Annotated in this window: 19 protein-coding genes; 12 read left to right on the top strand and 7 right to left on the bottom strand. The window is 45.7% G+C overall.

Translation table 11 applies throughout. The annotated features are described in order from the left end of the window. Positions 1–3: 3 nt before the first annotated feature. From A8806_RS12560 to A8806_RS12595, 8 genes are all read left to right on the top strand, one after another. Entirely contained in the window at positions 4–1,281 is a 1,278-nt protein-coding gene (locus tag A8806_RS12560; protein ID WP_242996068.1) for an aconitase X, read from the top strand. Between the two features lie 15 nt (positions 1,282–1,296). Next, the gene (locus tag A8806_RS12565) at positions 1,297–1,743 is read left to right on the top strand and encodes an aconitase X swivel domain-containing protein (protein WP_242996070.1); all 447 of its coding nucleotides are present in this window, start codon (positions 1,297–1,299) and stop codon (positions 1,741–1,743) included. Positions 1,744–1,857: 114 nt separating this feature from the next. Further along, the gene (locus tag A8806_RS12570; protein ID WP_109731547.1) at positions 1,858–4,746 is read left to right on the top strand and encodes a glycoside hydrolase family 3 protein; all 2,889 of its coding nucleotides are present in this window, start codon (positions 1,858–1,860) and stop codon (positions 4,744–4,746) included. Positions 4,747–4,855: 109 nt separating this feature from the next. Next, positions 4,856–5,560 (top strand): LytR/AlgR family response regulator transcription factor, encoded by a 705-nt coding sequence (locus A8806_RS12575; RefSeq protein WP_109731548.1) that lies wholly within the window; start codon positions 4,856–4,858, stop codon positions 5,558–5,560. After that, positions 5,560–6,930: an ATP-binding protein gene (locus tag A8806_RS12580; protein ID WP_109731549.1), complete on the top strand. Its 1,371-nt coding sequence runs from the start codon at positions 5,560–5,562 to the stop codon at positions 6,928–6,930. Before A8806_RS12575 ends, A8806_RS12580 begins: the two co-directional genes overlap by 1 nt. Positions 6,931–7,045: 115 nt before the next feature. Continuing rightward, complete coding sequence (locus tag A8806_RS12585; protein WP_109731550.1) at positions 7,046–10,630, top strand: ABC transporter ATP-binding protein/permease; 3,585 nt, start codon at positions 7,046–7,048, stop codon at positions 10,628–10,630. A gap of 74 nt (positions 10,631–10,704) precedes the next feature. After that, positions 10,705–10,992 carry an ArsR/SmtB family transcription factor gene (locus A8806_RS12590; RefSeq protein ID WP_109731551.1) on the top strand — a complete coding sequence of 96 codons (288 nt, stop codon included), beginning with the start codon at positions 10,705–10,707 and terminating at the stop codon, positions 10,990–10,992. Positions 10,993–11,343: 351 nt separating this feature from the next. Continuing rightward, positions 11,344–12,306 (top strand): permease, encoded by a 963-nt coding sequence (locus tag A8806_RS12595; RefSeq protein ID WP_416388173.1) that lies wholly within the window; start codon positions 11,344–11,346, stop codon positions 12,304–12,306. A gap of 136 nt (positions 12,307–12,442) precedes the next feature. Here A8806_RS12595 and A8806_RS12600 read toward each other — a convergent pair whose 3' ends face one another. Together A8806_RS12600 and A8806_RS12605 are read right to left on the bottom strand one after the other, a co-directional pair. Then, positions 12,443–13,483, bottom strand: a complete 1,041-nt coding sequence (locus A8806_RS12600) for a HAMP domain-containing sensor histidine kinase (protein WP_109731553.1) — start codon at positions 13,481–13,483, stop codon at positions 12,443–12,445. Between the two features lies 1 nt (position 13,484). Next, a complete protein-coding gene (locus A8806_RS12605) occupies positions 13,485–14,156 on the bottom strand; it encodes a response regulator transcription factor (protein ID WP_109731554.1) in 672 nt (223 codons plus the stop codon). Positions 14,157–14,438: 282 nt separating this feature from the next. Here A8806_RS12605 and A8806_RS12610 point away from each other — a divergent pair, with 282 nt between their 5' ends. Continuing rightward, on the top strand, positions 14,439–15,038 hold the full coding sequence (locus tag A8806_RS12610) for a cytidylate kinase-like family protein (RefSeq protein WP_109731555.1): 600 nt from the start codon (positions 14,439–14,441) through the stop codon (positions 15,036–15,038). Between the two features lie 49 nt (positions 15,039–15,087). Here A8806_RS12610 and A8806_RS12615 read toward each other — a convergent pair whose 3' ends face one another. The 3 genes from A8806_RS12615 to A8806_RS12625 form a co-directional block, all read right to left on the bottom strand. After that, on the bottom strand, positions 15,088–15,648 hold the full coding sequence (locus A8806_RS12615; protein WP_242996072.1) for a ferritin-like domain-containing protein: 561 nt from the start codon (positions 15,646–15,648) through the stop codon (positions 15,088–15,090). Between the two features lie 90 nt (positions 15,649–15,738). Beyond that, a complete protein-coding gene (locus A8806_RS12620) occupies positions 15,739–16,206 on the bottom strand; it encodes a hypothetical protein (protein WP_146203285.1) in 468 nt (155 codons plus the stop codon). An 800-nt stretch (positions 16,207–17,006) separates the two neighbouring features. Next, positions 17,007–17,936, bottom strand: a complete 930-nt coding sequence (locus A8806_RS12625; RefSeq protein ID WP_109731557.1) for an alpha/beta fold hydrolase — start codon at positions 17,934–17,936, stop codon at positions 17,007–17,009. A 159-nt stretch (positions 17,937–18,095) separates the two neighbouring features. On the opposite strand from A8806_RS12625, the gene A8806_RS12630 reads away from it, so the two are divergent. Together A8806_RS12630 and A8806_RS12635 are read left to right on the top strand one after the other, a co-directional pair. Then, on the top strand, positions 18,096–18,392 hold the full coding sequence (locus A8806_RS12630) for a cysteine-rich small domain-containing protein (RefSeq protein ID WP_109731558.1): 297 nt from the start codon (positions 18,096–18,098) through the stop codon (positions 18,390–18,392). Between the two features lie 93 nt (positions 18,393–18,485). Further along, positions 18,486–18,722, top strand: coding sequence for a hypothetical protein (locus tag A8806_RS12635; RefSeq protein ID WP_109731559.1), 237 nt, complete (start codon positions 18,486–18,488; stop codon positions 18,720–18,722). 112 nt (positions 18,723–18,834) lie between these two features. Here the strand turns inward: A8806_RS12635 and A8806_RS12640 are convergent, their stop codons facing one another. Continuing rightward, entirely contained in the window at positions 18,835–19,428 is a 594-nt protein-coding gene (locus tag A8806_RS12640) for a TlpA family protein disulfide reductase (RefSeq protein ID WP_109731560.1), read from the bottom strand. A 283-nt stretch (positions 19,429–19,711) separates the two neighbouring features. Between A8806_RS12640 and A8806_RS12645 the strand changes: the two genes are divergently transcribed. Beyond that, entirely contained in the window at positions 19,712–20,629 is a 918-nt protein-coding gene (locus A8806_RS12645; RefSeq protein WP_109731672.1) for a ketopantoate reductase family protein, read from the top strand. Between the two features lie 66 nt (positions 20,630–20,695). Here A8806_RS12645 and A8806_RS12650 read toward each other — a convergent pair whose 3' ends face one another. After that, a complete protein-coding gene (locus A8806_RS12650; RefSeq protein WP_109731673.1) occupies positions 20,696–21,361 on the bottom strand; it encodes a Crp/Fnr family transcriptional regulator in 666 nt (221 codons plus the stop codon). Between the last annotated feature and the right edge of the window lie 94 nt (positions 21,362–21,455).

Consider the following 21,455-nt stretch of genomic DNA (forward strand, 5'->3'; position numbering starts at 1 on the left):
ACGATGATAAAGTATAAAATGAAACTGTCGAAGGAGCAGGAAGCAATCTTAAACGGCAGCAAAGGCGAGGTTATGGCAAAGGTTATGGAGACCATGATCCGTTACGGGGAATTGTTCGGGGCAGACAGGATGGTCCCGATTACCAGTGAATACAACCATCTGGTTACCTCCTTCGGACTGAAGGCGCTGGGTCCTGTATATGACCTGATGGAGAAACTGATTGATGCAGGGTGTGTGTCCTCACAGAAATTCACCGCAGACCCGAGGCCGTTAGACAGGAATGTACCAAGCTCTTTCATACAGAATATTGTTTTCAACCACTTTATGTACAGTAAACAGGATTTCTATGAGGACCAATTAGGGAAGCTGGGGCTGCTTGAAAGGGACGCCTTTACGTGTACCTGCTATATGGACGAGGTAGGAAATGCACCGAAGCCGGGAGACATTCTATCCTGGTCAGAGTCCTCGGCAGTCGTATATGCGAATTCCGTACTGGGAGCCAGATGCAACCGTAATTCGGGTATTATCGACCTGATGGGATCCGTGGTGGGGTATGTGCCCTATTTCGGACTGCTGACGGATGAAGGCCGCAGGGCGGACTGGATCATTGAAATTAAGACGACAGAGAAACCAGAAGCACAGCTGTTAGGCTCGGCAGTCGGTATGAAGGTCATGGAGGATGTCCCTTATATTGTCGGACTGGACAAATGGCTCGGGGAACTGGACGAAGATGCAAGGACATACCTGAAGGATTTTGGGGCGGCCACGGCTTCCAACGGCGCAGTGGGGCTGTACCATGTGGAGGGAATCACCCCGGAGGCAGTGCAGCAAAAGAAGGCACTGCTGAAAGAGAATCCGAATGTATATGTCATCGACGATGCGGAACTGAAAAGGGTCTATGACAGCTATCCGGTCATCTGGAAAAACAAAGAGGCAAAGCCAAAGCTGTGCTTCATGGGGTGTCCGCACATGAGTCTGAACCAGCTTGTTAACTGGACCGAAAAGGTGGAGCGGGGCTTAAAAGAAGCCGGCAATGAAAAAGTCGTGATCCCTACCGTATTTACGGCTGCCCCGGCGGTACTGAAAAAGTTTGAAGAGACGCCTTATGCGGCGCGGCTGAAAAAGACGGGGGTAATCTTATCTTACATCTGCCCCCTTATGTATATGAATAATCCTTTGAGTACGAGTATGCCTGTCATAACTTCCAGCAATAAGCTCCGTACCTATACGAGTGCGAGATACTATACGGATGAGGAAATTCTGGAACAGATCACCAGGTGAACAAGGAGGTAAGATATGATGAAGAGTTTTCAGGGAAGGGTTGTGACCCCGGGGAATATGACTGCACAGGCGCTTGTGAGCCATGAAGGACTCAATACACTGGCGTCTTTCCAAAAAGCACTGCAGTTTGGCGATAAGAAGGCAACCTGTGGGGACCAGAACAACACAGACTTATACGGGAAACAGATGGCGGGCAGGGCACTCTGCCTGCCGAGAACCATCGGTTCCACTACAGGAGGGCTTGTTCTTTACTGTGCCTGTTCCATGAAACGGCAGCCGGCGTGTATGCTGTTTTCCGAACCGATCGACTCACTGGCCGGGGCCGGGGCAATCCTGGCGGACGTGTGGCTGAATGATGTAACGATGCCGGTGGTGGATTCACTGGGAGAAGCATTTTTAGAGTATGTGAAGGATGACATGACTATTACGGTGAAAGAAGACGGCGTAGTGGAAGTGGGCTGATAAGAGACTTCGAACAAGATATGCCAGCAGATATACAAGATGTGCCAGAATGAAAACACCTTCATTTTTTTGTGATATTCTTTCCGTGAATTATAAGACAGGGAGGAAAAAGAGATGAAGGGAAAAAAACCAATCTCAAAAGTAACGGCAGCAGTCAGTTACATTGTATGTGCGGCTGTCATTATCGGGCTGGTTATCGGCAATTCATATGCATTGAAATATCAGAACCTGATATCTGTATATTTTAATCAGCCGACACAGAAGGTAGTATCGTCGGAGAGTGAGGAGACAGAACACTTTGTCAGTGATTTTGACAGCAAAGAAGAGCGTAAGGCTCATCTGGAGGAACTGGGAACACAGCTTGAGGCAGAAGGAATCGTGCTTCTTAGGAACCAGGATGGGGCGCTTCCGCTTGGGGACGGTGCGAAGATCAGCCTGTTCGGACAGGACAGCGTGGACCCGGTTTACGGGGGCGGAGGAGCCAGCACGATTGATACATCTGTGGCAGTTAACATTAAGGATGCCTTTACCGACAGGGGGCTGACACTGAATGACACCCTGTGGGATTTCTATGACACGGGTGCCGGAAAGGATTACAGGAAGACACAGCCTGATGTTTACGGAGTCGGGGCATTTACGGTCAATGAGGTCCCGGCAGATGTTTACACAGAGGAAGTGAAGGGAAGCTTTGCAGAGTTTGCCGATGCGGCGGTTGTCATGATCGGACGCACGGGAAGCGAGGTATCCGACCATTCCGCAAAAGCAATGGACACAGGATATCATTACCTCCAGCTGGACGGCAATGAGAGGGATATGCTTCAGATGGCGGCAGACAACTTTGAGAAGGTAATCGTAGTGCTCAATACATCGAATCCTATGGAATTAGGCGTACTGGAAGAATACGATGTCGATGCGGTTCTCTGGGCCGGTGCATTGGGCCAGACAGGTTCCTATGCTGTGGCAGATGTGCTGACAGGCGCGGTAAATCCGTCAGGCGCACTGGTAGACACTTATGCCTATGACACAACGAGCGCTCCGGGCATGGCTAATTTTGGGGATTACACGATTGCGAACAGCAGCGTGGACCGTGGAGACAAGTATCTCGTATATGGAGAGGGGATCTATGTAGGATATCTCTATTACGAGACAAGATACGAGGATGTGGTTCTGGGTAATGAAGATCCCAAGGCCTATGATTATACGGCATCCGTGCAGTATCCGTTTGGATATGGACTTTCATATACTGACTTTGAATGGTCAGATTTCGAGATGGAAGAACAGGAGGATACTTACGAGATTTCCGTAAAAGTGAAAAATACAGGTGATGTGGCAGGAAAGGATATTGTCCAGATTTATATGCAGTCCCCTTACACAGAATATGATAAAGAAAACGGGATAGAGAAGGCTGCGGCAGAACTGGCAGGGTTCGCAAAGACATCCTTACTGGAAGCGGGAGCAGGGGAAACGGTGACTGTCAGCGTTCCGAAAGAACTTATGAAAGCGTATGATGCAAAGGGTGCAGGAACGTATATTGTGGATGCGGGAAGCTACTATTTCGCGGCAGGTACGGATTCTCACAATGCATTAAATAACATTCTCGCTGCAAAGGGAAAGAGCACAGCAGACGGAATGGATAAAGACGGAAATGCTGATTTTGCAGCGGAGGTTACAGTAAAGGAGCTTGATACAGAGACATATGCCAGCTCAGCGGCAACGGGAAATGAGATTACGAATCAGTTTGAGAGCACTGATATCCGTTATTATGATCCGGATTATCAGTATCTTAGCCGCAGCGACTGGGACGGCACATGGCCGGAGACATATAAAGATGGTACATGGGAGGCACCGGACGGACTTTTGGCAGACCTGGAAATTTCCTATACAGAGGATGAGGATGCGACGGAACCTGTAACAGATACAGTTGATGAAGAACTAGGCAGGCTGAACACAGCGGCCTTAATGGATCTGGACCCGGAAGACAGTGCATGGGATACTCTGATCCGTCAGATGAGCGTCAGCGAACTGGACAGCCTCGTCAGGATCGGGGGCTACGCTACGCAGCAGATTGATTCGATACAGCTTCCGGCAACGACAGACAAGGACGGGACAGCGGGGATATCCAGCGCCTTAGTAGGCGGAGAGAGCGGGACGGCATATCCGCCGGAGATTGTGATCGCATCTACCTGGAATGTGGAGCTGGCCGGGGAGTTTGGCCGGTGCATCGGGGAAGACAGCATCAGCCTCGGGGTAACGGTATGGTATGCACCAGCCTGCAATATCCACAGATCCCCATTCAGCGGCCGTAATTTCGAATACTATTCTGAGGACGGCTTCCTGTCGGGAAAGATGGCGGCCAAGACAGTGGAAGGTGCGCAGTCAAAAGGCGTGATCGTTACTGTTAAACATTTTGCATTAAACGATCAGGAGTGCAACAGAACCGGCGGGGCCATGTTTGCGAATGAGCAGTCTGTCAGGGAACTGTACCTACGGCCGTTTGAGATTGCTGTCCGCGATGCAGATGCACTGGGGATGATGGCATCTATGAACCGTCTCGGTGCAAGATGGTCGGGCGGCCATTACGGGCTTATGACCTCTACACTGAGGGAGGAATGGGGATTCAAGGGATTCGTTGTAACGGATCAGGCATCATTTGACGTATTTGCTTATGAAGATTTAAGGGAAGGACTTGAGGCGGGGACTGACCTGTGGCTGAATACGGATGCCGGCCTGTGGAAGCTCTCCGATGCCGAGATGACACCAACGGTTATAGGCAATATGCAGAAAGCGTCCGGACATATCGCATATGCAGTGGCAAACAGCAATGCCATGAATGGCCTTTCGGCAGGAAGCAGGATTGTGTCCGTTATGCCGCTCTGGATGAAGCTGCTTGTGGCACTGGATGTTGCAGCAGGAATTATCGTACTGTGTGTAGTGGTCATCACGACAGGACGACTCTTAAAGAAAAAGCAGTCAAATGCAGAAATTCAGGATCTTTCTAAATAATAAGATATGGAATCTGCGGATAATAGATGATAAATAATTGAGGGCATGTCCGGTGCGCGGCATAACGCGGCCGGATATACCCTCGATTTGACGTACTGGAGGGAAGGGAATGAAACTGGCGGTTGTGGATGATGAAAAGAAAATGACAGAGCTGCTGTCAGACTATATCAGTCGGTTTGCAGAGGAAAAGCAGATGCCGGTCCAGGTGTCCGTATTCCATCATCCGAATGATTTTCTGACAAAGTATACGAAAGATTACGACCTGGTCCTGATGGACATCGAGATGCCGGGGCTAAATGGTATCGAAACTGCCCGGGAACTCAGGAAGATGGACGCAAGGGTCGTTTTAATGTTTATCACTAACATGGCGCAGTATGCAATCAATGGCTACGAGGTAGAAGCAGTAGATTTTATAGTCAAGCCTGTCTCCTATCCGGATTTTGCAATGAAGCTGGCAAAGGCCCTGCGCTATGTGAAACGTAATGAGGAGAAACGTCTTGTATTGAATACGCCGGATTCGGTCGTACATATTTCACTGGGGGATATTTACTATGTCGAGGTCATACGGCATTATCTCGTGTACCATACCGTGTCAGGGAACTATACCGTCCGGGGCGTACTAAAAGAAATGGACGAACTGCTCGCGGAATATCATTTTGTCAGAAGTAACCATTGTTATCTGGTAAATCTGAAGTATGTAGAGTCAATCACGGGGAATCTGGTGAAAGTAGCCGGTGATGAACTGCAGATCAGCAGAAACAAGAAGACGGAATTCATGATGGCATTTACCAGATATGTAGGAGGGATGGATTAATGAGTGCTTTGGATGTTTTTGAAGAACTGCGTTTTATCATAGAATTGCTTGTAGCAGAACAACTATTTACGTTTCATTTCGCAAAGAGGAAGAAGGACCACGGAAGGATTAATCTGGCAGGAAGCCTTCTCCTTATTCTGACTGCAGTCAGCTTTGTACCGATCCAGAAACTGGCGGTGTCCACAGACATCAAGATGTTAATCTATACCCTGCATGTATCATGGTACATATTCCTGCTGTTTCTGAGTCTGGTACTCGTAAGGCTGACTTATGAAATCACGATAAGTGATCTTATGTTCCTGGGAATATCAAGTTATTCGGCACAGCACATTGAATATGTTGTCGTGAATGAGATACTTGCAATGGGGGTCTGGCCCGGGCTGCCGGACCATCTTATACTCTATGCACTGGTATGCATTGTTACCTGCGCGGCATGGTACTGGCTCTTAGCAAAAATTTTTGCATCAAGGTTAAAAGATCTGGAAGGAATTATTTATGAAGACAAACCTTCTACCATTTTCTACTTTGCGCTGATGCTTATCATGCTTATTGTATCTGCATTCATGGGGCAAAACCTGTTTCGTGGGGAGGATTATCCTGCCGGGGTGAATTACCGGGGTGCTCTTACGGATGTATTTAACTGTATTCTGGTACTGGTTGTCCAGTACAGTGTCTACCGGATCAGCGCCCTGAACAAGGAGAAGGAAGTAGTCAGGCAGCTCCTCTATGAACGGCAGAAACAGTATGCGCTTTCAAAGGAGAATATTGATATCATTAACCAGAAATGCCATGATCTGAAGCACCAGCTGCAGGGACTGAAGGACACGAAAGAAGAGGAACGCAGAAAGTATATCGAAGAAGTAGAAGAGTCTATTATGTTTTACGATTCGGTAGTAAAGACGAGTAATGAAGTTGTGAATACAATCCTGTCCGAGAAGAGCCTGTACTGTGAAAAACATAAGATCCGGCTGACGTGCATTGTCGATGCAAAACCTCTGGATTTCATGAATACACTGGATATCTATGCCCTTCTTGGGAATGCTTTAGATAATGCAATCGAATGTGTCAGTAAATATGAGGATACAGATAAAAGAGTTGTCAGCCTCAACATATCTGCGAAGGGTGGCTTTTTGTGCATACAGACAAACAACTACATGGAGGGCGAACTAAAGTTTCAGGACGGGCTGCCGGTTTCTACGAAGGTGAGAAAGCGTGAGAACCACGGGTTCGGGATGAAGAGTATGAGACATCTTACCGATAAATACGGTGGTACGATGTGCGCGGACATTGAAAACGGGATCTTCATGCTCCAGATTGTAATTCCCATGCCGAAAGAGTTCCTGAGACTTCTGAACGAGGCGGGTGCGTGACAGGAGCTTTGCAGCGGAATAGAAGGAAAACTGAAAAAATATGACCGGTTCTTGTAAGTTGAGGTTAGGTTGAGGTTGGGCATGTATCTTTGGTAAGACAAGGAGAGTGAATAACATGCTGCAGATTAAGAGTATTAGCAAAAAATATAAAACGGGAGACCTGATACAGACGGCCCTGAATGAAGTCAGCCTGAATCTTAGAGATAATGAGTTCGTTGCAATCTTAGGCCCCAGTGGTTCGGGAAAGACAACACTTCTAAATATTATTGGGGGGCTTGACCGTTATGACAGCGGAGACCTGATTATCAACGGCATTTCTACGAAAAAATATCAGGACCGAGACTGGGATTCCTACAGAAACCATACCATCGGTTTTGTATTTCAGAGTTATAACCTGATTCCCCACCAGACGATACTGGCGAATGTGGAACTGGCACTGACCATTTCCGGAATCAGCAAGGCCGAACGTAAGAAACGGGCTCGCGAGGCGCTGGAAGAGGTAGGGCTCGGGGAGCAGCTGCACAAAAAGCCGACCCAGATGTCCGGCGGGCAGATGCAGAGGGTTGCCATTGCCAGGGCGCTCGTAAACAATCCGGATATCGTGCTGGCCGATGAGCCAACCGGGGCACTTGACAGTGAGACCAGCCTTCAGGTCATGGAGCTTTTAAAAGAGGTGGCAAAAGACCGCCTTGTAGTAATGGTTACACATAACCCGGAGCTGGCAGACCAGTATGCAAACCGGATTGTAAAATTAAAGGACGGCACGATCCGCTCGGACTCCAATCCGTATGAGCTGGATGAAGATAGCATGGAGGAGCCGGAACACCGGAACATGGGGAAATCCTCCATGTCATTTCTGACGGCACTTTCGCTGAGTTTTAACAACCTGCGGACAAAAAAGGCCCGGACACTGCTGACCGCTTTTGCGGGTTCCATTGGTATCATCGGAATTGCACTGATACTGTCGCTCTCCACGGGGGCAAACGACTACATCCAGTCCGTGGAGGAGGAGACCCTTTCCGAATATCCCCTCCAGATTCAAAGCACTGGTTTCGACATTTCAGCTTTGATGGTCGGAAATTCAGGGGGAGGCGGGAAAAAAGAAGATGGTGATATCCATGTGGTGCAGATGGTGACGGATATGTTTTCCACGATGAATTCCAATGACCTGGAATCTCTGAAGAATTATCTGGACAGCGGTGAAAGCGGGATAGAGCCATATACAAAAGCCATCGAATACTCTTATAATGGTGTCCCCCAGATTTACCGTGAGGATGGAGATAAGATCCGTCAGGTCAATCCGGATAAATCCTTCGATTCTCTTGGATTTGGCTCAGCCTCCGGTTCCAATAGTATGATGTCCTCTATGATGAGCACGGATATGTTCTATGAAATGCCGGAAAATGCCTCTCTGTATAAAGACCAGTACGATGTAAAGGCCGGGCACTGGCCGGAAAATTACAAGGAATGTGTTGTCGTTCTAAACAGCAGCGGTAGCATCAGTGACTTAATGCTCTACACATTGGGGCTGAGAGATGTCATGGAACTGGATGAAATGATTCAGCAGTTTATTGATGAGGAGACAATCAATACACCCGATAATATGGGCTCCTATACTTATGAAGATATTCTGGGGACTACCTACAAGCTGGTAAACAGTTCAGATTATTATGAATATGACAGTGAGCATAAAGTGTGGACGGATAAGACCGATAACAAGGATTATATGCGCACACTGGTGAAAAACGGGGAAGAGCTTAAAGTGGTTGGTATTGTGCAGCTTTCAGAGGGGGCAAACGGTTCCGCACTTAAGCCGGGGATCGGATACACGGTTTCCCTGACACAGCATACTGCAAAGCAGGCGAAGAACAGCAGGATCGTACAGCAGCAGATGGCAGAAACGGATGTAAATGTGTTTACCAACGAGCCGTTCGGTGATACGGACAGTAACAAGAACTCCCTGAATATGGATTCTCTTTTTTCAATAGATACGAATGCCATACAGAATGCCTTTAAGTTTAATGAAGACGCCCTGTCCGGCGGATTCTCTGATTCGATGGACCTGTCCGGGGCTTTCCAGATGGATGGAAATTCACTGGATTTGTCCGGAATGATGAATTTCGGGGATATGAAACTGGACCTTCCGGAAATGGAAGGCCTCAGCATGGAAAGTCTGCTGAACGGACTGAATCTGACTGTTTCCAGAGACAATCTGGAACAAATGGTGGGCGGGCTTTTGAAAGGTTACCAGAACTATACTGCAGGGAATCCACAGGCAGACTACACGAAACTGAACGATGCAGTTTATACTTATCTGGTATCCGAGGAAGCGAAGGCGGTCTTAACAGAAAATATAAAAGACATGATACAGGAAAACGGCGGGGGTGTTACCGTTTCTACAGAGCAGCTTCAGGCAATGTTTTCTGAAATCATGGCCGGTTATCAGGCATATGCAGCCAGGCAGGGGTATACGGACCCCGACCTGTTTGATGAGTACCTGATCGAGTATCTGCAGACAGCAGAAGCACAGGAAATCCTTACCCGGTGGGGAAATGAAATTTTCCAGAGCAATATCGATGTGACGGTCACATCTGAACAGCTGCAGAAGCTGGCTTTGGAGCTGGCGGCAGGCTATCAGCAGTATGCGGCTGCCAACAGCCTGCCGGACCCGTCCTTAATGGGACAATACTTTATGGAATATCTGAACACAGCAGAGGGCAGACAGCAGCTTTCGGACGGAATATACAGTATGGTTGATATGAACAGTTTGGAGACACAGATATCCACGGTTATTCAGGAATATATGACAAAAACAATGGGAAGCTTTACAGAGGCAATGTCACAGACACTTCAGACGCAGATGACATCCCTGATGGAGCAGATTGTAAACCAGATCAGTGGCAGCATCGAAGGCGCCATGCAGTCAGTCATGGGCCAGATCGGTAGCCAGCTTCAGAGTGCAATGGGCGATGCCATGCAGATTGACGAGGAAGCGTTTGCAAAGGCTTTTCAGATGAATATGGATCAGGATGAAATGTCAGAACTTCTGATGTCCTTCATGACCACGGAAGGAGCCACTTATAAAGGAAATTTGGAAAAACTGGGATACGTGGATTTCGACCAGCCGACCGGGATCAATATCTATCCGCTGGATTTTGCGAGCAAGGAACAAGTAGTCCAGATTCTGGATGATTATAACAGCCGCATGGAGGAAGAAGGAAAAGATGAGCAGGTTATTTCCTACACAGATATAGTAGGGACAATGATGTCTTCTGTAACGAACATTATCGACATCATCAGCTATGTGCTGATCGCTTTTGTAGCGATTTCTCTCGTAGTTTCGTCTATCATGATCGGAGTCATTACATATATCAGTGTATTGGAGCGGAAAAAGGAAATCGGAATCCTGCGTGCGATCGGGGCATCGAAGGGGAATGTATCCCAGATTTTTAATGCGGAAACCTTCATCATCGGCCTCTGTGCGGGAGGGATCGGAATCATTCTGACACTTCTGATCCTGATACCGGGGAATGCACTAATCCACCATCTGGCAGGGAATTCATCCATCAGCGCAGTTCTGCCCGTACAGTATGCAGTCATACTGATCCTGCTCAGCGTGCTGCTGACGATACTGGGAGGCCTGATCCCATCCAGCAAGGCTGCGAAGAATGACCCGGTGACGGCACTTCGGGTTGAGTAATTGAGTATTGACAAGAAGAGGTATGTAGGTTATGATAGTCATATCAAAATAATTTGATGTAAAGGACAGTGGAAATGACAGATTTTTCGAAAGATGTTAAAATTTTCAAAGCACTCTGTGATGAAAAGAGACTGGCTATTTTAGAACATTTAAAAGGCGGGGAAAAGTGTGCGTGTGTCCTAATTGAGTGTATGGACATGGGGCAGTCGGCTTTATCTTATCATATGAAAATACTTTGTGAATCCGGTATTGTAACAGGCAGACAGGAAGGGAAATGGACACACTACAGCCTGAATCAAAAGGGAAGTGAGTACGCTGCAAAGCGCCTTTTAGAATTGACAACGCCGGATATACAGGCATAGTTAGAACATTGTGTACCCTTGGGGGTGTATAAAAGTCATCGTGCGATGGCTTTTATATATCCTCAATACATCAAAAAAAATTGATGTGTTGATGCCAGGGTCAAAAGGTCATACAATGCATGCTCGCATGCAATTGGATGACTTTGGGACCCGTAAAACATGAGAAAGTAGCCCGATTAGGGCGGATTTCGAATGTTTTTAGGATTTTGGGAGCACGAAGTGCGGAGAAATCCGTAGCATCAGGGGTCAAAATACCTTTTGACCCCAACATTATATGATAAAAAGAATGGAGGGGTTTTTTTGACAATTTTAAGTGATATATGGTTATTTTTTCAGGACCAGATATTAGGTATGAAATGGCTGAACAGTTTAATAGGCGGCCTTCTGTCAGCTTCGGGGCTGGACATCGAAAGCCGCATAGGGGGGAGCATTCAGTTTTTTATTTATGATGTGATTAAGATCACTATTTTGTTATGTCTGTTAATTTTTTTCATCTCGTTTATACAAAGCTATTTCCCGCCTGAAAGAAGTAAGAAAATATTAGAACGGTTTCACGGGACAGGGGCAAATATTATATCGGCTTTACTGGGAACGGTTACTCCTTTTTGTTCATGTTCTTCGATCCCTTTATTTATCGGGTTTACAAATGCCGGACTTTCTTTAGGCGTTACCTTTTCATTCCTGATATCTTCCCCTATGGTAGACCTGGGAAGCCTTGTCCTGCTTATGAGTATCTTCGGCGCAAAAGTTGCCTTTGCCTATGTACTGATTGGGTTAGTGATTGCGGTTACCGGTGGGACAATTATTGAAAAAATGCACATGGAAAAGTATGTGGAAGAATTTATAAGGAGCGCAGGCAGTGTGGATATTAATACTCCTGCACTCACAAAAAGGGACAGAATACAGTTTGCGAAAGAACAGGTTACAGAAACATTTAAAAAAGTATTCCCCTATATTTTAGCAGGTGTCGGAATCGGGGCGGTCATTCATAACTGGATACCGGAAAGCTGGGTGGAAACAGTCTTAGGAAGCAATAACCCGTTTGGCGTCATATTAGCTGCATTAGTCGGTATCCCGATGTATGCGGACATTTTTGGCACCATACCGGTTGCTGAGGCGCTGCTTGCGAAGGGCGCGCAGTTAGGCACAATTCTGGCTTTTATGATGGCAGTTACGACTTTAAGCCTGCCGTCTATGATTATGTTAAAGAAAGCAGTAAAGCCTAAGCTGTTAGCATTGTTTATTGCTATCTGCACGGTCGGGATTATCATTGTCGGATATTTGTTTAATATATTTCATGCATATTTAATTTAATTAAAAAAGGGGATCACAGAATAGCTGTGATCTCCATTTTTAACTCTTAATAGGTGGTGTTGATATTATGTTTTCTTACTTTGACAAAAAGCTTGAAGTAAATAAGCTTGATTTATAAAAATAAAATCCGGTATTACTACTCCTGCTGTATTTCTTCCGGGAGCGTTACTGTAAAAATAGTGCCGGCCCCGGCCCTGCTGGAAACTTTGATCGTTCCGTTATGCAGGTCGACGATCCGTTTTGCCAGAGTCAGCCCTAAGCCATTGCCGCCCCCGGTACGTGCGGCGTCTGCCTGATAGAACTTTTCGTATACTCTTTTTATTGTATCTTCATCCATACCGACCCCGTTATCTGCAATGGAAACTATAATGTTTTTCTGCTTTTTTCTTAGAAGAATCTGTATCTGTCCCTGTTGAGATACGAATTTAATCGCATTACCCAGTATATTCTGCCATACCTGCATGAGCAGTTCTTTGTTGCCGCTGTAATCCACCGAATACAGGTCGATATCCAGATCCAGTTCTTTTTGCGTCCATTGTGTTTCAAAGAGTAAGATGACTTCCCGAAGCTGTTCGTCCAGAGAATAGCTTTCTTTTTTAACCTCAATTTCCTGATTCTCAAGCCGCGCCAGCAGGAGGATATTGCCTGTCAGTGAGGAAAGCTGCCTTGTATTGAAGAGGATTCGTTCCGTGTATTCCGCCCGTTTTTCCTCGGACAGGGATTTCTTCTGCAGGAGTGTCACATATCCCTCAATGGCAGCCAGTGGTGTTTTAAATTCATGGGAAACATTTTCTATAAAATCTTTCCGGAAGATTTCTGTATTTGCCAGTTCTTTTACCATAACATTAAAATTATGGGCCATAGAGCTTAATTCAGTGACAGGGGTGTCTTCATCTACCCGGACGTTAAAATTTCCCTTTACCACTTCCTTCGTTGCCTCATTAATGGAGAAAATTGCCCTTAAAGGCCGTTTCCCGGCAAACTGTGAAAAAATGGTTCCCAGAATTACGCTGACCACACCAGATATGAGAAGGATCAGACCGGTCATGGGATCCTGGATGATTCCCAGATTGAGTAAGGTAATAGCTAAGAATCCCATCAATGTCATAGTAATAGTGAGTATGATAAATACTAAAAAAGAAAACATGACGGTGGCTTTAAATGTATGTTTATTCATGTTACTTTTTCACCGCCTTATAACCGAGTCCACGGACCGTCACGATATCAAAATCGGGATTGCTCTTGAATTTTTCCCTAAGACGGCTGATATGGACATCTAAAGTATGAGTATCTGTTTCAGAGTCAGGACCCCAGATTTCCTCCATAATCTGTCTGCGTGTGAAAATCCGGTTGGGCGAAGCGGCCAGTTTAAAGAGCAGGAGAAATTCCTTCTGGGGCAGCTCAGTTACCGAGGAACCACACCGGACGGTCAATGTATCGCAGTCAAATACAGTCGAGCCGAGCTGGGTCTTACGCTGGCTGACAATCTGTGAACGGCGCAGAAGTGCCTCTACTCTCCAGACCATCTCATTTACATCAATCGGCTTGACCATATAGTCATCAGTGCCAGACCGGAACCCCTCCTGTTTATCTGCCGGATCTTCTTTCGCGGTTATAATGAGGATCGGCATCGTATACCTTGCTTCCCGCACCGCTCTTATCATTTCGAAACCGTCCATAACAGGCATCATGACATCGGATATGATTAAATCTACATAAGTATGATCGAGAATATCAAACGCATTCATTCCATCTGTTGCGGGGATTGCAGTATAACCGTTGTCGGTCAGAACTGTACAGAAAAGATCCCGCAATTCTTTGTTGTCTTCTACTACTAAAATATGAAACATCTTCTTTACCTCCGAATTTTATTCTATCACAGTTTGGACATTTCTTCCAAAAGAAGTTATATGAGGGCAGCATGGCACAGGGAATTCTGTTACTGTATTCTATACGTTCAACCTCAAATGTACCTCAACGGTGCTAAAGGAAAGTATAGATTACGAGTTGAAAATGACCGGAAGAAGGTATAAACTATAAGAATAGTTACACCTATAAAACAGAAAGTATACCCTTAGCTGAGGCGTGTGTTCCTGTCAACTGGGGGCAGGCAAAAAGGAAGGCGAAGTGAAATGAAGTACAGTTTTATCACAATTGAAAGGGAATATGGAAGCGGAGGAACAAAGGTAGGAAGAAGACTTTCGGAGGTAAGCAAGGTCCCCTGTTACGGCATTGAGATATTGGAAATGGTTTCTCAGAAATATAATATCTCCGTTGAGAGAATCGGGAGATATGAGGAGACAGCCACAAACAGCCTGATGTATTCTCTTTATATGATGAGCCAGGTACAGAACGGTAATGTAAATATGCTGTCCAATGAGGGACGTATTTTTCTGGAAGAGCAGAAGACCATTCAAAGGCTGGCAGATGCGGGAGAGGCAATTTTTCTTGGACATTGTGCATCAGAAGTGCTGAAGGACAGGGATGATGTGCTGAATGTCTTCATTCATGCGGAACTTCCGGATAAGAAAAAAAGGATAGCAGCAGAATATGGAATTCCGGAAGGGGATGTGGAAAGTACCATGAAGAAGTTCGATAAGAAACGTGCAAATTACTATTTTGCAAATACAGGGAAGAAGTGGGATGATCTGCGCCGCTATGATGTTGTGCTGGACAGCAGCCGGCTGGGAATAGAAGGATGCGTGGAATTTCTGGAGGGAGCCCTGAAATAGAAGACTGCAGACGGGGCAGAACCGATACGGTTCTGCCCCACAAGATTTTCTAGCGGCAATACTCATCATAGAGCGATTCGAAGATTCTGATATGTAGTTCTTCATCTTCGATGATTCTCTTAAGAGATTCCACAATATACTTATCCTCAATCCGGGCACACTGATTTTGATATTTTTGTACAGCGCCCTTTTCCATGTTCACTGCGTTTACAAGCAGGGGCTTTAATTCTACGGAGTAAGTATTATATCCCGGCGTCCAGTAGACCATCCGGCTGCCGCGGTGTGTCCAGAGTCTGGGCGCTTCACCCATAATCCTTGCAATCTCCCCGAAAATATGAAGATGATGCATCTCTACTATACTGATTCCCTTGAAGATATTGGAAATCCGGTCATTCTCATCAATCAGCATATTATTATAGAGATAGAGACTTATGGTAGTCATTTCCGAATGCTGCCCTCCCATATTATCCAGCATCATTCTTCCGTAAAGGCTGTTGCGCTCACAGACCCGCACGGGAGGATAAGGGCCGGGTGCAGAAAAACTTTCTTTCGGCTGTCTGGGGACGGCATCGTGGCCGCTGCAGCAGTTCTCTTTATTCTCATTTTGCATATTTAGAACACTCCTTGTTAATGGATGTATTTAGTATACAATCTATGATAACAGGAATTTGGATATGCAGAATATTCAGGAATCACTACGTCAGATCCCAAATTCTTTAAACAACTGCCTCTGGTATTCTCTGTCTTTCGAGGCCTTCTCAATATCCTCATATCTTTTATCTTCGAGGAGAAGAAGTGTAAGACGGTTGACCCTTTCTTCCCCCTCAAGCATGCCCTCGGCGTGGCCTTCAGCGATACCCTCAGCGAGGCCTTCAGCAATCCCCGCGCTTACTAATTTCTGTCCTATCCTGGTCATTTTTATTTCCTCCATGATTTCCTCGATATCCATTGATTCTAAAAACTTGTCTGCCATAGCATAGATCACCGCCTCGATTTTCCTGACTTCATCAGGATTGATTGTTGTTGCCTCCCTGGTAATTGCAAATGCAGCCCTGATCCTGTCCTTTTGCGGCATTGTTCCACCCATCAAGGGGCAGAGGGGAAGCATTACAAGGTCTTCACGCTTCAGGGGGGGCATCTTCTGCCACACATTTTTCCAGTCTGTCAATCAGCTCGTCGGCACTCTTTTCCCGCATAATAATGGGGATGACCCGGTATGTATTCACTCCTTCTGTAAATTCAGTTACAGGATGCCGAATCGATCCGGAAAACAATACATAAGTGGTCACGGAGACATGGTACTGGTAACTGGCGAGTGCTTCGTAGGAACGGAAACGCTTTATCGTCTGCGAAGAAATGCATCATTGTCTTTAAGACTGCATCTTCGTGCTGTACAGCGGCAGGCGGCTCCTCCTGCCAAACTGTTTTGGTTGTGTTGTCCATATAGTATCCTTTCTATGCAACTATACAGAGAAACTATCTGATTTTACTATAGCAAAAAATATGGGGGCAGACAATGGTATATTACTGCAAAATATAGGGGTGCTGTGTATTTCTGAAAAATTCCCTGATCATAGGGGTGACTCAAAGATCTATTAGATTATTTGAGATTGCTTATTAAGATGCTATGTGATAGTTACCATGTACAGAACCATCATCTGCGTATGCATAAGTGTAAAAGAGGGGAAGGGAAAAGTCAAGTGCTGTTTGCAAAACCAATACACATTTCACTTGTTATTATTAGAGTGTGTTTGATAATTCATTGTACACGTCTGACCGCCCCACTTCACGCCCTATTTGAGCCAAATTTTATCAACGTAGAACCACTACGCCTCAAAAATTTGGCTCAAATATCTCGCAAAGTGGGACAATCATCCGTATACATGAATTATCAAACACACTCTGGCACAGATGCCGCGCTCTCTGTAGTACGGCATCTGTATAGATAAAGTGTTGGTTTACAATTGGCTAATCCTCAAGTACTCCATCCATAAATTCAATGATTCCAGCCTCGACCTCGTCTTTGATGGCGGCATAATTATGGATTTCATGACGGTAGCCGGAATATACTTTGGTCGTAACACGGTGCCCGGTATCCCACAGCCAGTTTGATACCTCATAGATTCCTTTTCCATATTCGCCGACCGGGTCCTGATCACCGCCGATATTATAAACCGGGAGTGATTTCGGCACTTTTTCAGCCCATTCGGTACCTTTAATTGCCTCCATCATCTGTGTAAAATCATAAAGGGAGCGGTTGCTGGTTGGCTTTGTAAAGGCATCAAAAGGATCTTCTGCATGATCCCTCTGTACATAAGGATCTGCGCAGATCCACTCATTTCCGATCGTGACATCATCACAGCGTTCGCACATCCACCCCATCAGAGCCCCTGTAAATTCAGCATTGGAATCTTTTCCGAGTCCTTCATCTACAGCTTTCTTTAAAAGTACGGCGGCTTCGGAAGCCCCGCGGAAGGTTCCGGTAGTCCCGCAGATTGTGACCCCGGCCAGATCATCGCCGTATGCTGCGGCATAATCTCTTGCAATAAAGGACCCCATGCTGTGTCCAAAAAGAAAGTATGGAAGATCCGGGTATTTCTCGCATACCAGTTTTTTCAGGGTGTGTTCATCCTCCATCATGGTATGGAAGCCTGCATCACCCCAGTCACCCCAGATTCCGCTGTCCATCGCGGTTTTTCCGTGTCCAACATGGTCATCCGCAGCTACAATGTAACCGGCATCCATAAATTTTACGATCATGTGCAGATACCGTCTGGAATGTTCACCAAATCCGTGAATAATCTGGACAATGCCCTTTGGTTTTACAGCAGGGACATAGATCCAGCCCTGTACCTCGTCGCGCTTGTTGAAGGATAAAAAGTTTACCTCATGTAACATAACAACACCTCCGTTTTCTATAAAATAACTACTACATTCATTGTAGAATGCGGGGGCAGGAGTGTCAAACAAATTTAGGTAAAAATGGAGCAGTAACAAAAGCTGGTTTGCATCTGCGTATAAACAGTGATATAGTAGTGTTCTAAAGGAGATGAAAATATGTCCCGGAAAGATAAGAATATAAAAGAAAAGAAATATTCATTTTTCAGCCATAAGGAATGTGAATATTTTCCATGCCATAAGACGAATGACCCGGATAATTTTAACTGCCTGTTCTGCTACTGCCCCTTATATGCATTAGGGGACAGATGTGGAGGTAATTTCAGGTATACGGACAGGGGGGTTAAGGACTGTACGAACTGCACCCTTCCCCACAAGCGGGAGAATTACGATTATGTAACAGGTAAATACAGCGAGATCAAAGAACTTGTTATGAACCAGAGAACAAAAGAATAAATCTGGAAAAAAACAGGAATAAATTCCCAAGCCCGGCCATATAATTTAATAGAGCGTTAAATAACGTAAAAATTAGCGATAGGAGAGAAAGATATGGCGAGACAGAGGAAATCATTAGACAACCAGATCCATGCTTTGGAAGAGCAGATAAATAAACTGCAGGACAAGCTGGATGTTCTGATGCAGCAGAAAGAAGAGCTTGAGAATAAAAAGCGGGAAGAAGAGCTCGGTGAGCTTTATAATTTTATGAAGGCGAATGAGCTGTCCATTGAGGATCTGTACGGGCTCATTGGACAGAATGAAGGGCAGGAAGATTTGCAGACGGCCTGACCAGTCGGAATCGTATCTGTATAATACGAATTAAAAAGCCGGGAACAAAAATCAAAGGATGATTGTTCCCGGCTTTTTACCGCGAAGCAGCAATCTGCTGCTACCACGGCGTTCAGCCAACCGCACAGTCTGCCGGATGGTCATTTTCACATACCTGGCTGTGATATTTTTCAAATTCTGTTTCCCAGAATGCTTTATCTTCGGCCTTTGTATATGCTGTTCCCAACTGCCGGCCGTCGCGGCTGATAAAGATTGTTGTCGGTGTATCAGGAAACTGGTCCAGTATCTGTTTGTCTAATTCATCTGAATCGAGAAGATGAATATAATGTGCATCGGTATCGGCAATTACTGCAAGTGCATCTTCATCTTTTTCTTTCGTAACTCCGCGGACGATACCGACTACCTGAATCCCTTTGCCGGAATACTGTCCGGATAGTTCTGAAAAAATTTTCATTTCATCAGGACAGGTTTCACAGGCCGGATCCCATATATTGACGACGGTAAGCTCTGCTTTCTGTAGAAGGCTGTTTAAATCGGTTTCTGTTCCATCCAGTCTTTGAAGTTTGAAGTTTTCAAAGGCGTAGGAGTCCTCTGTCATTTCTGGGGCATCCTTTTTCGTATCATCAGCACCGGTGGACTTCTGACAAGCACTCAGCATCAGGGCAGCGCAGGTCAGAATCGTGAATAGGAAGATTCTTTTTTTCATGGTATGGTCACCTCTTTCTGTAAATGAAATAAATACAGTTCATACTGTAATTATAGCAGTTACAGATATATGCGTCAAGTAAAAAAATTTCTATTTACGGGAAACGTATAAACAGATATATATCTAAATACTTAACGAGGTATTTTACGAGTTTAGTATTTATGATATACTATTTACACTTGGTGAGGTATTTCCGAATCTAGTGTTCATGGTAACTATTTTCAGCAAGTTAAATATCCCGCGCCGCTTCATTGCCCACGGGAATAAAGGAGGCAGAATGAATATGGAAATGAAAAGTGCAGCATTAATCGGACTTGGCGCAATGGGCGTGTTCTTCGCCCCGCGTATGGAGGAACATTTGGGCAGGGAGAATTTCTGCGTCATTGCCCGGGAAAAAAGAAAAGAGCGTCTGGAGAATAAGGGCGTAACCGTGAATGGAGTCAATTACCGGTTCCCGGTCTGTACACCTGAGGAAGGAACGAAAAAAGATCTGGTCATCATGGCGGTAAAGGACATGGGACTGGACCAGGCCATTGAAGATATCCGTAATTTTGTCGGGGATGGTACCCAGATCCTGTGTGTGATGAATGGCGTGGAAAGCGAAGAGAGGGTCGCTGCTGTTTACGGCTGGGAGCATGTCCTCTATTCTTATATGCGGATGTCAATTGTGATGAGGAATGGGAAAGCAGATTTCGACCCATACTGGGGCAAAGTGTACTTCGGAGAAGCAAAGAATGAAGTTCTGACAGAGCGTGTAAAGGCTGTTTCTGATTTGATGGAAAGGTGTGATATCCCTTATAAGGTAGAGAAGGATATGATGTGGGGGCTCTGGTTTAAATACATGTGCAATGTCGGTGAGAACCTGACCTGTGCACTGCTCGGAATCCCATTCGGGATGTTCCGGGACAGTGAGCCGGCCAATGAAATCCGCTGGGCGGCCATGAAGGAAGTACAGGCAGTTGCAAAGGCAAAGGGAATTATCATAACAGATGAGCAGATGCGCAGGCAGTATGACACGATATGCAGGATTCCGTATGAGAATAAGCCTTCAACTCTGCAGGATCTCGAGGCTAAGAAAAAGACAGAAATCGAGATGTTTGCCGGCAGCATGGTAAAAATGGGGAAAGAAGAGGGAATCCCCACACCCATATGCTGGATGTTTTTGGAAGGAATTAAGGTTCTGGAGGAGAAGAACCGTTAAGCTGTTTTTACTATGAAAACCCACAGAATATTTTGATTTCCTATCTGGACGGGAAGATTGAGTGAGTCAAAGTCCCCCCTCATTCCCCGCCCGCCTGATTAACACATCCCGGTTTAGAATGTGGTATCCGCAGGCCGATTTTTCCAGTACTTTTTCGCAGCAGAGCTGGTTTAAGAGGCGCAGCATATGCCTGTAGCTCATGCCAAGGGAGTATGCGGTATCTGTCAGGGTATCACGGAAGATTCCATTGTGTGACGCGTGCAGGATATAGGAACAGAGTCTTTCTTCTCCGGTGCACAGAGAGGCGGAGATCAGACTGTGCGAACTCGTGATTAGTTTAAAAGCGAGCTCTTTCCCGATAATATTTAAAAATTCTACATGATTTCTCAATGCTGCAGCATTCCTCTGGTAAGGGACTGCTATGCATTCAAATTCGGTGATGGCGATAACGGTGGCAGTTGCAGTATTTGCATCTGCCATCAGTTCGACATCCCCAAGTATCCCTTTAGACACATAATAGCATAAGACGAGATGTTTCCCGTTTGGAGTAGTAGAGCATACTTTTGCCCTGCCTGACAGGACGAGGTATAGATATTTTATGGGCATATCCTCCTGAATCAGTATTTCACCCGGATCATAGCTGAGACAAACACATGCTTCCAGCGGCAGATCAGACAGAGCGAATTCTTTTAATTTTTCATAATGTTTTTCAGTTAAAGGCCTTCTTTGCATTCTCCGTACCTCGCTTTTATCAATCCGAATGTTTTTAAATTTCTTGTCAAAATTCTTTTTTCCCGGCATCATATGATTACTATGACATATGTCA

The organism is Faecalicatena orotica (genome assembly GCF_003149245.1).
Lineage (GTDB): Bacteria > Bacillota > Clostridia > Lachnospirales > Lachnospiraceae > Faecalicatena_A > Faecalicatena_A orotica.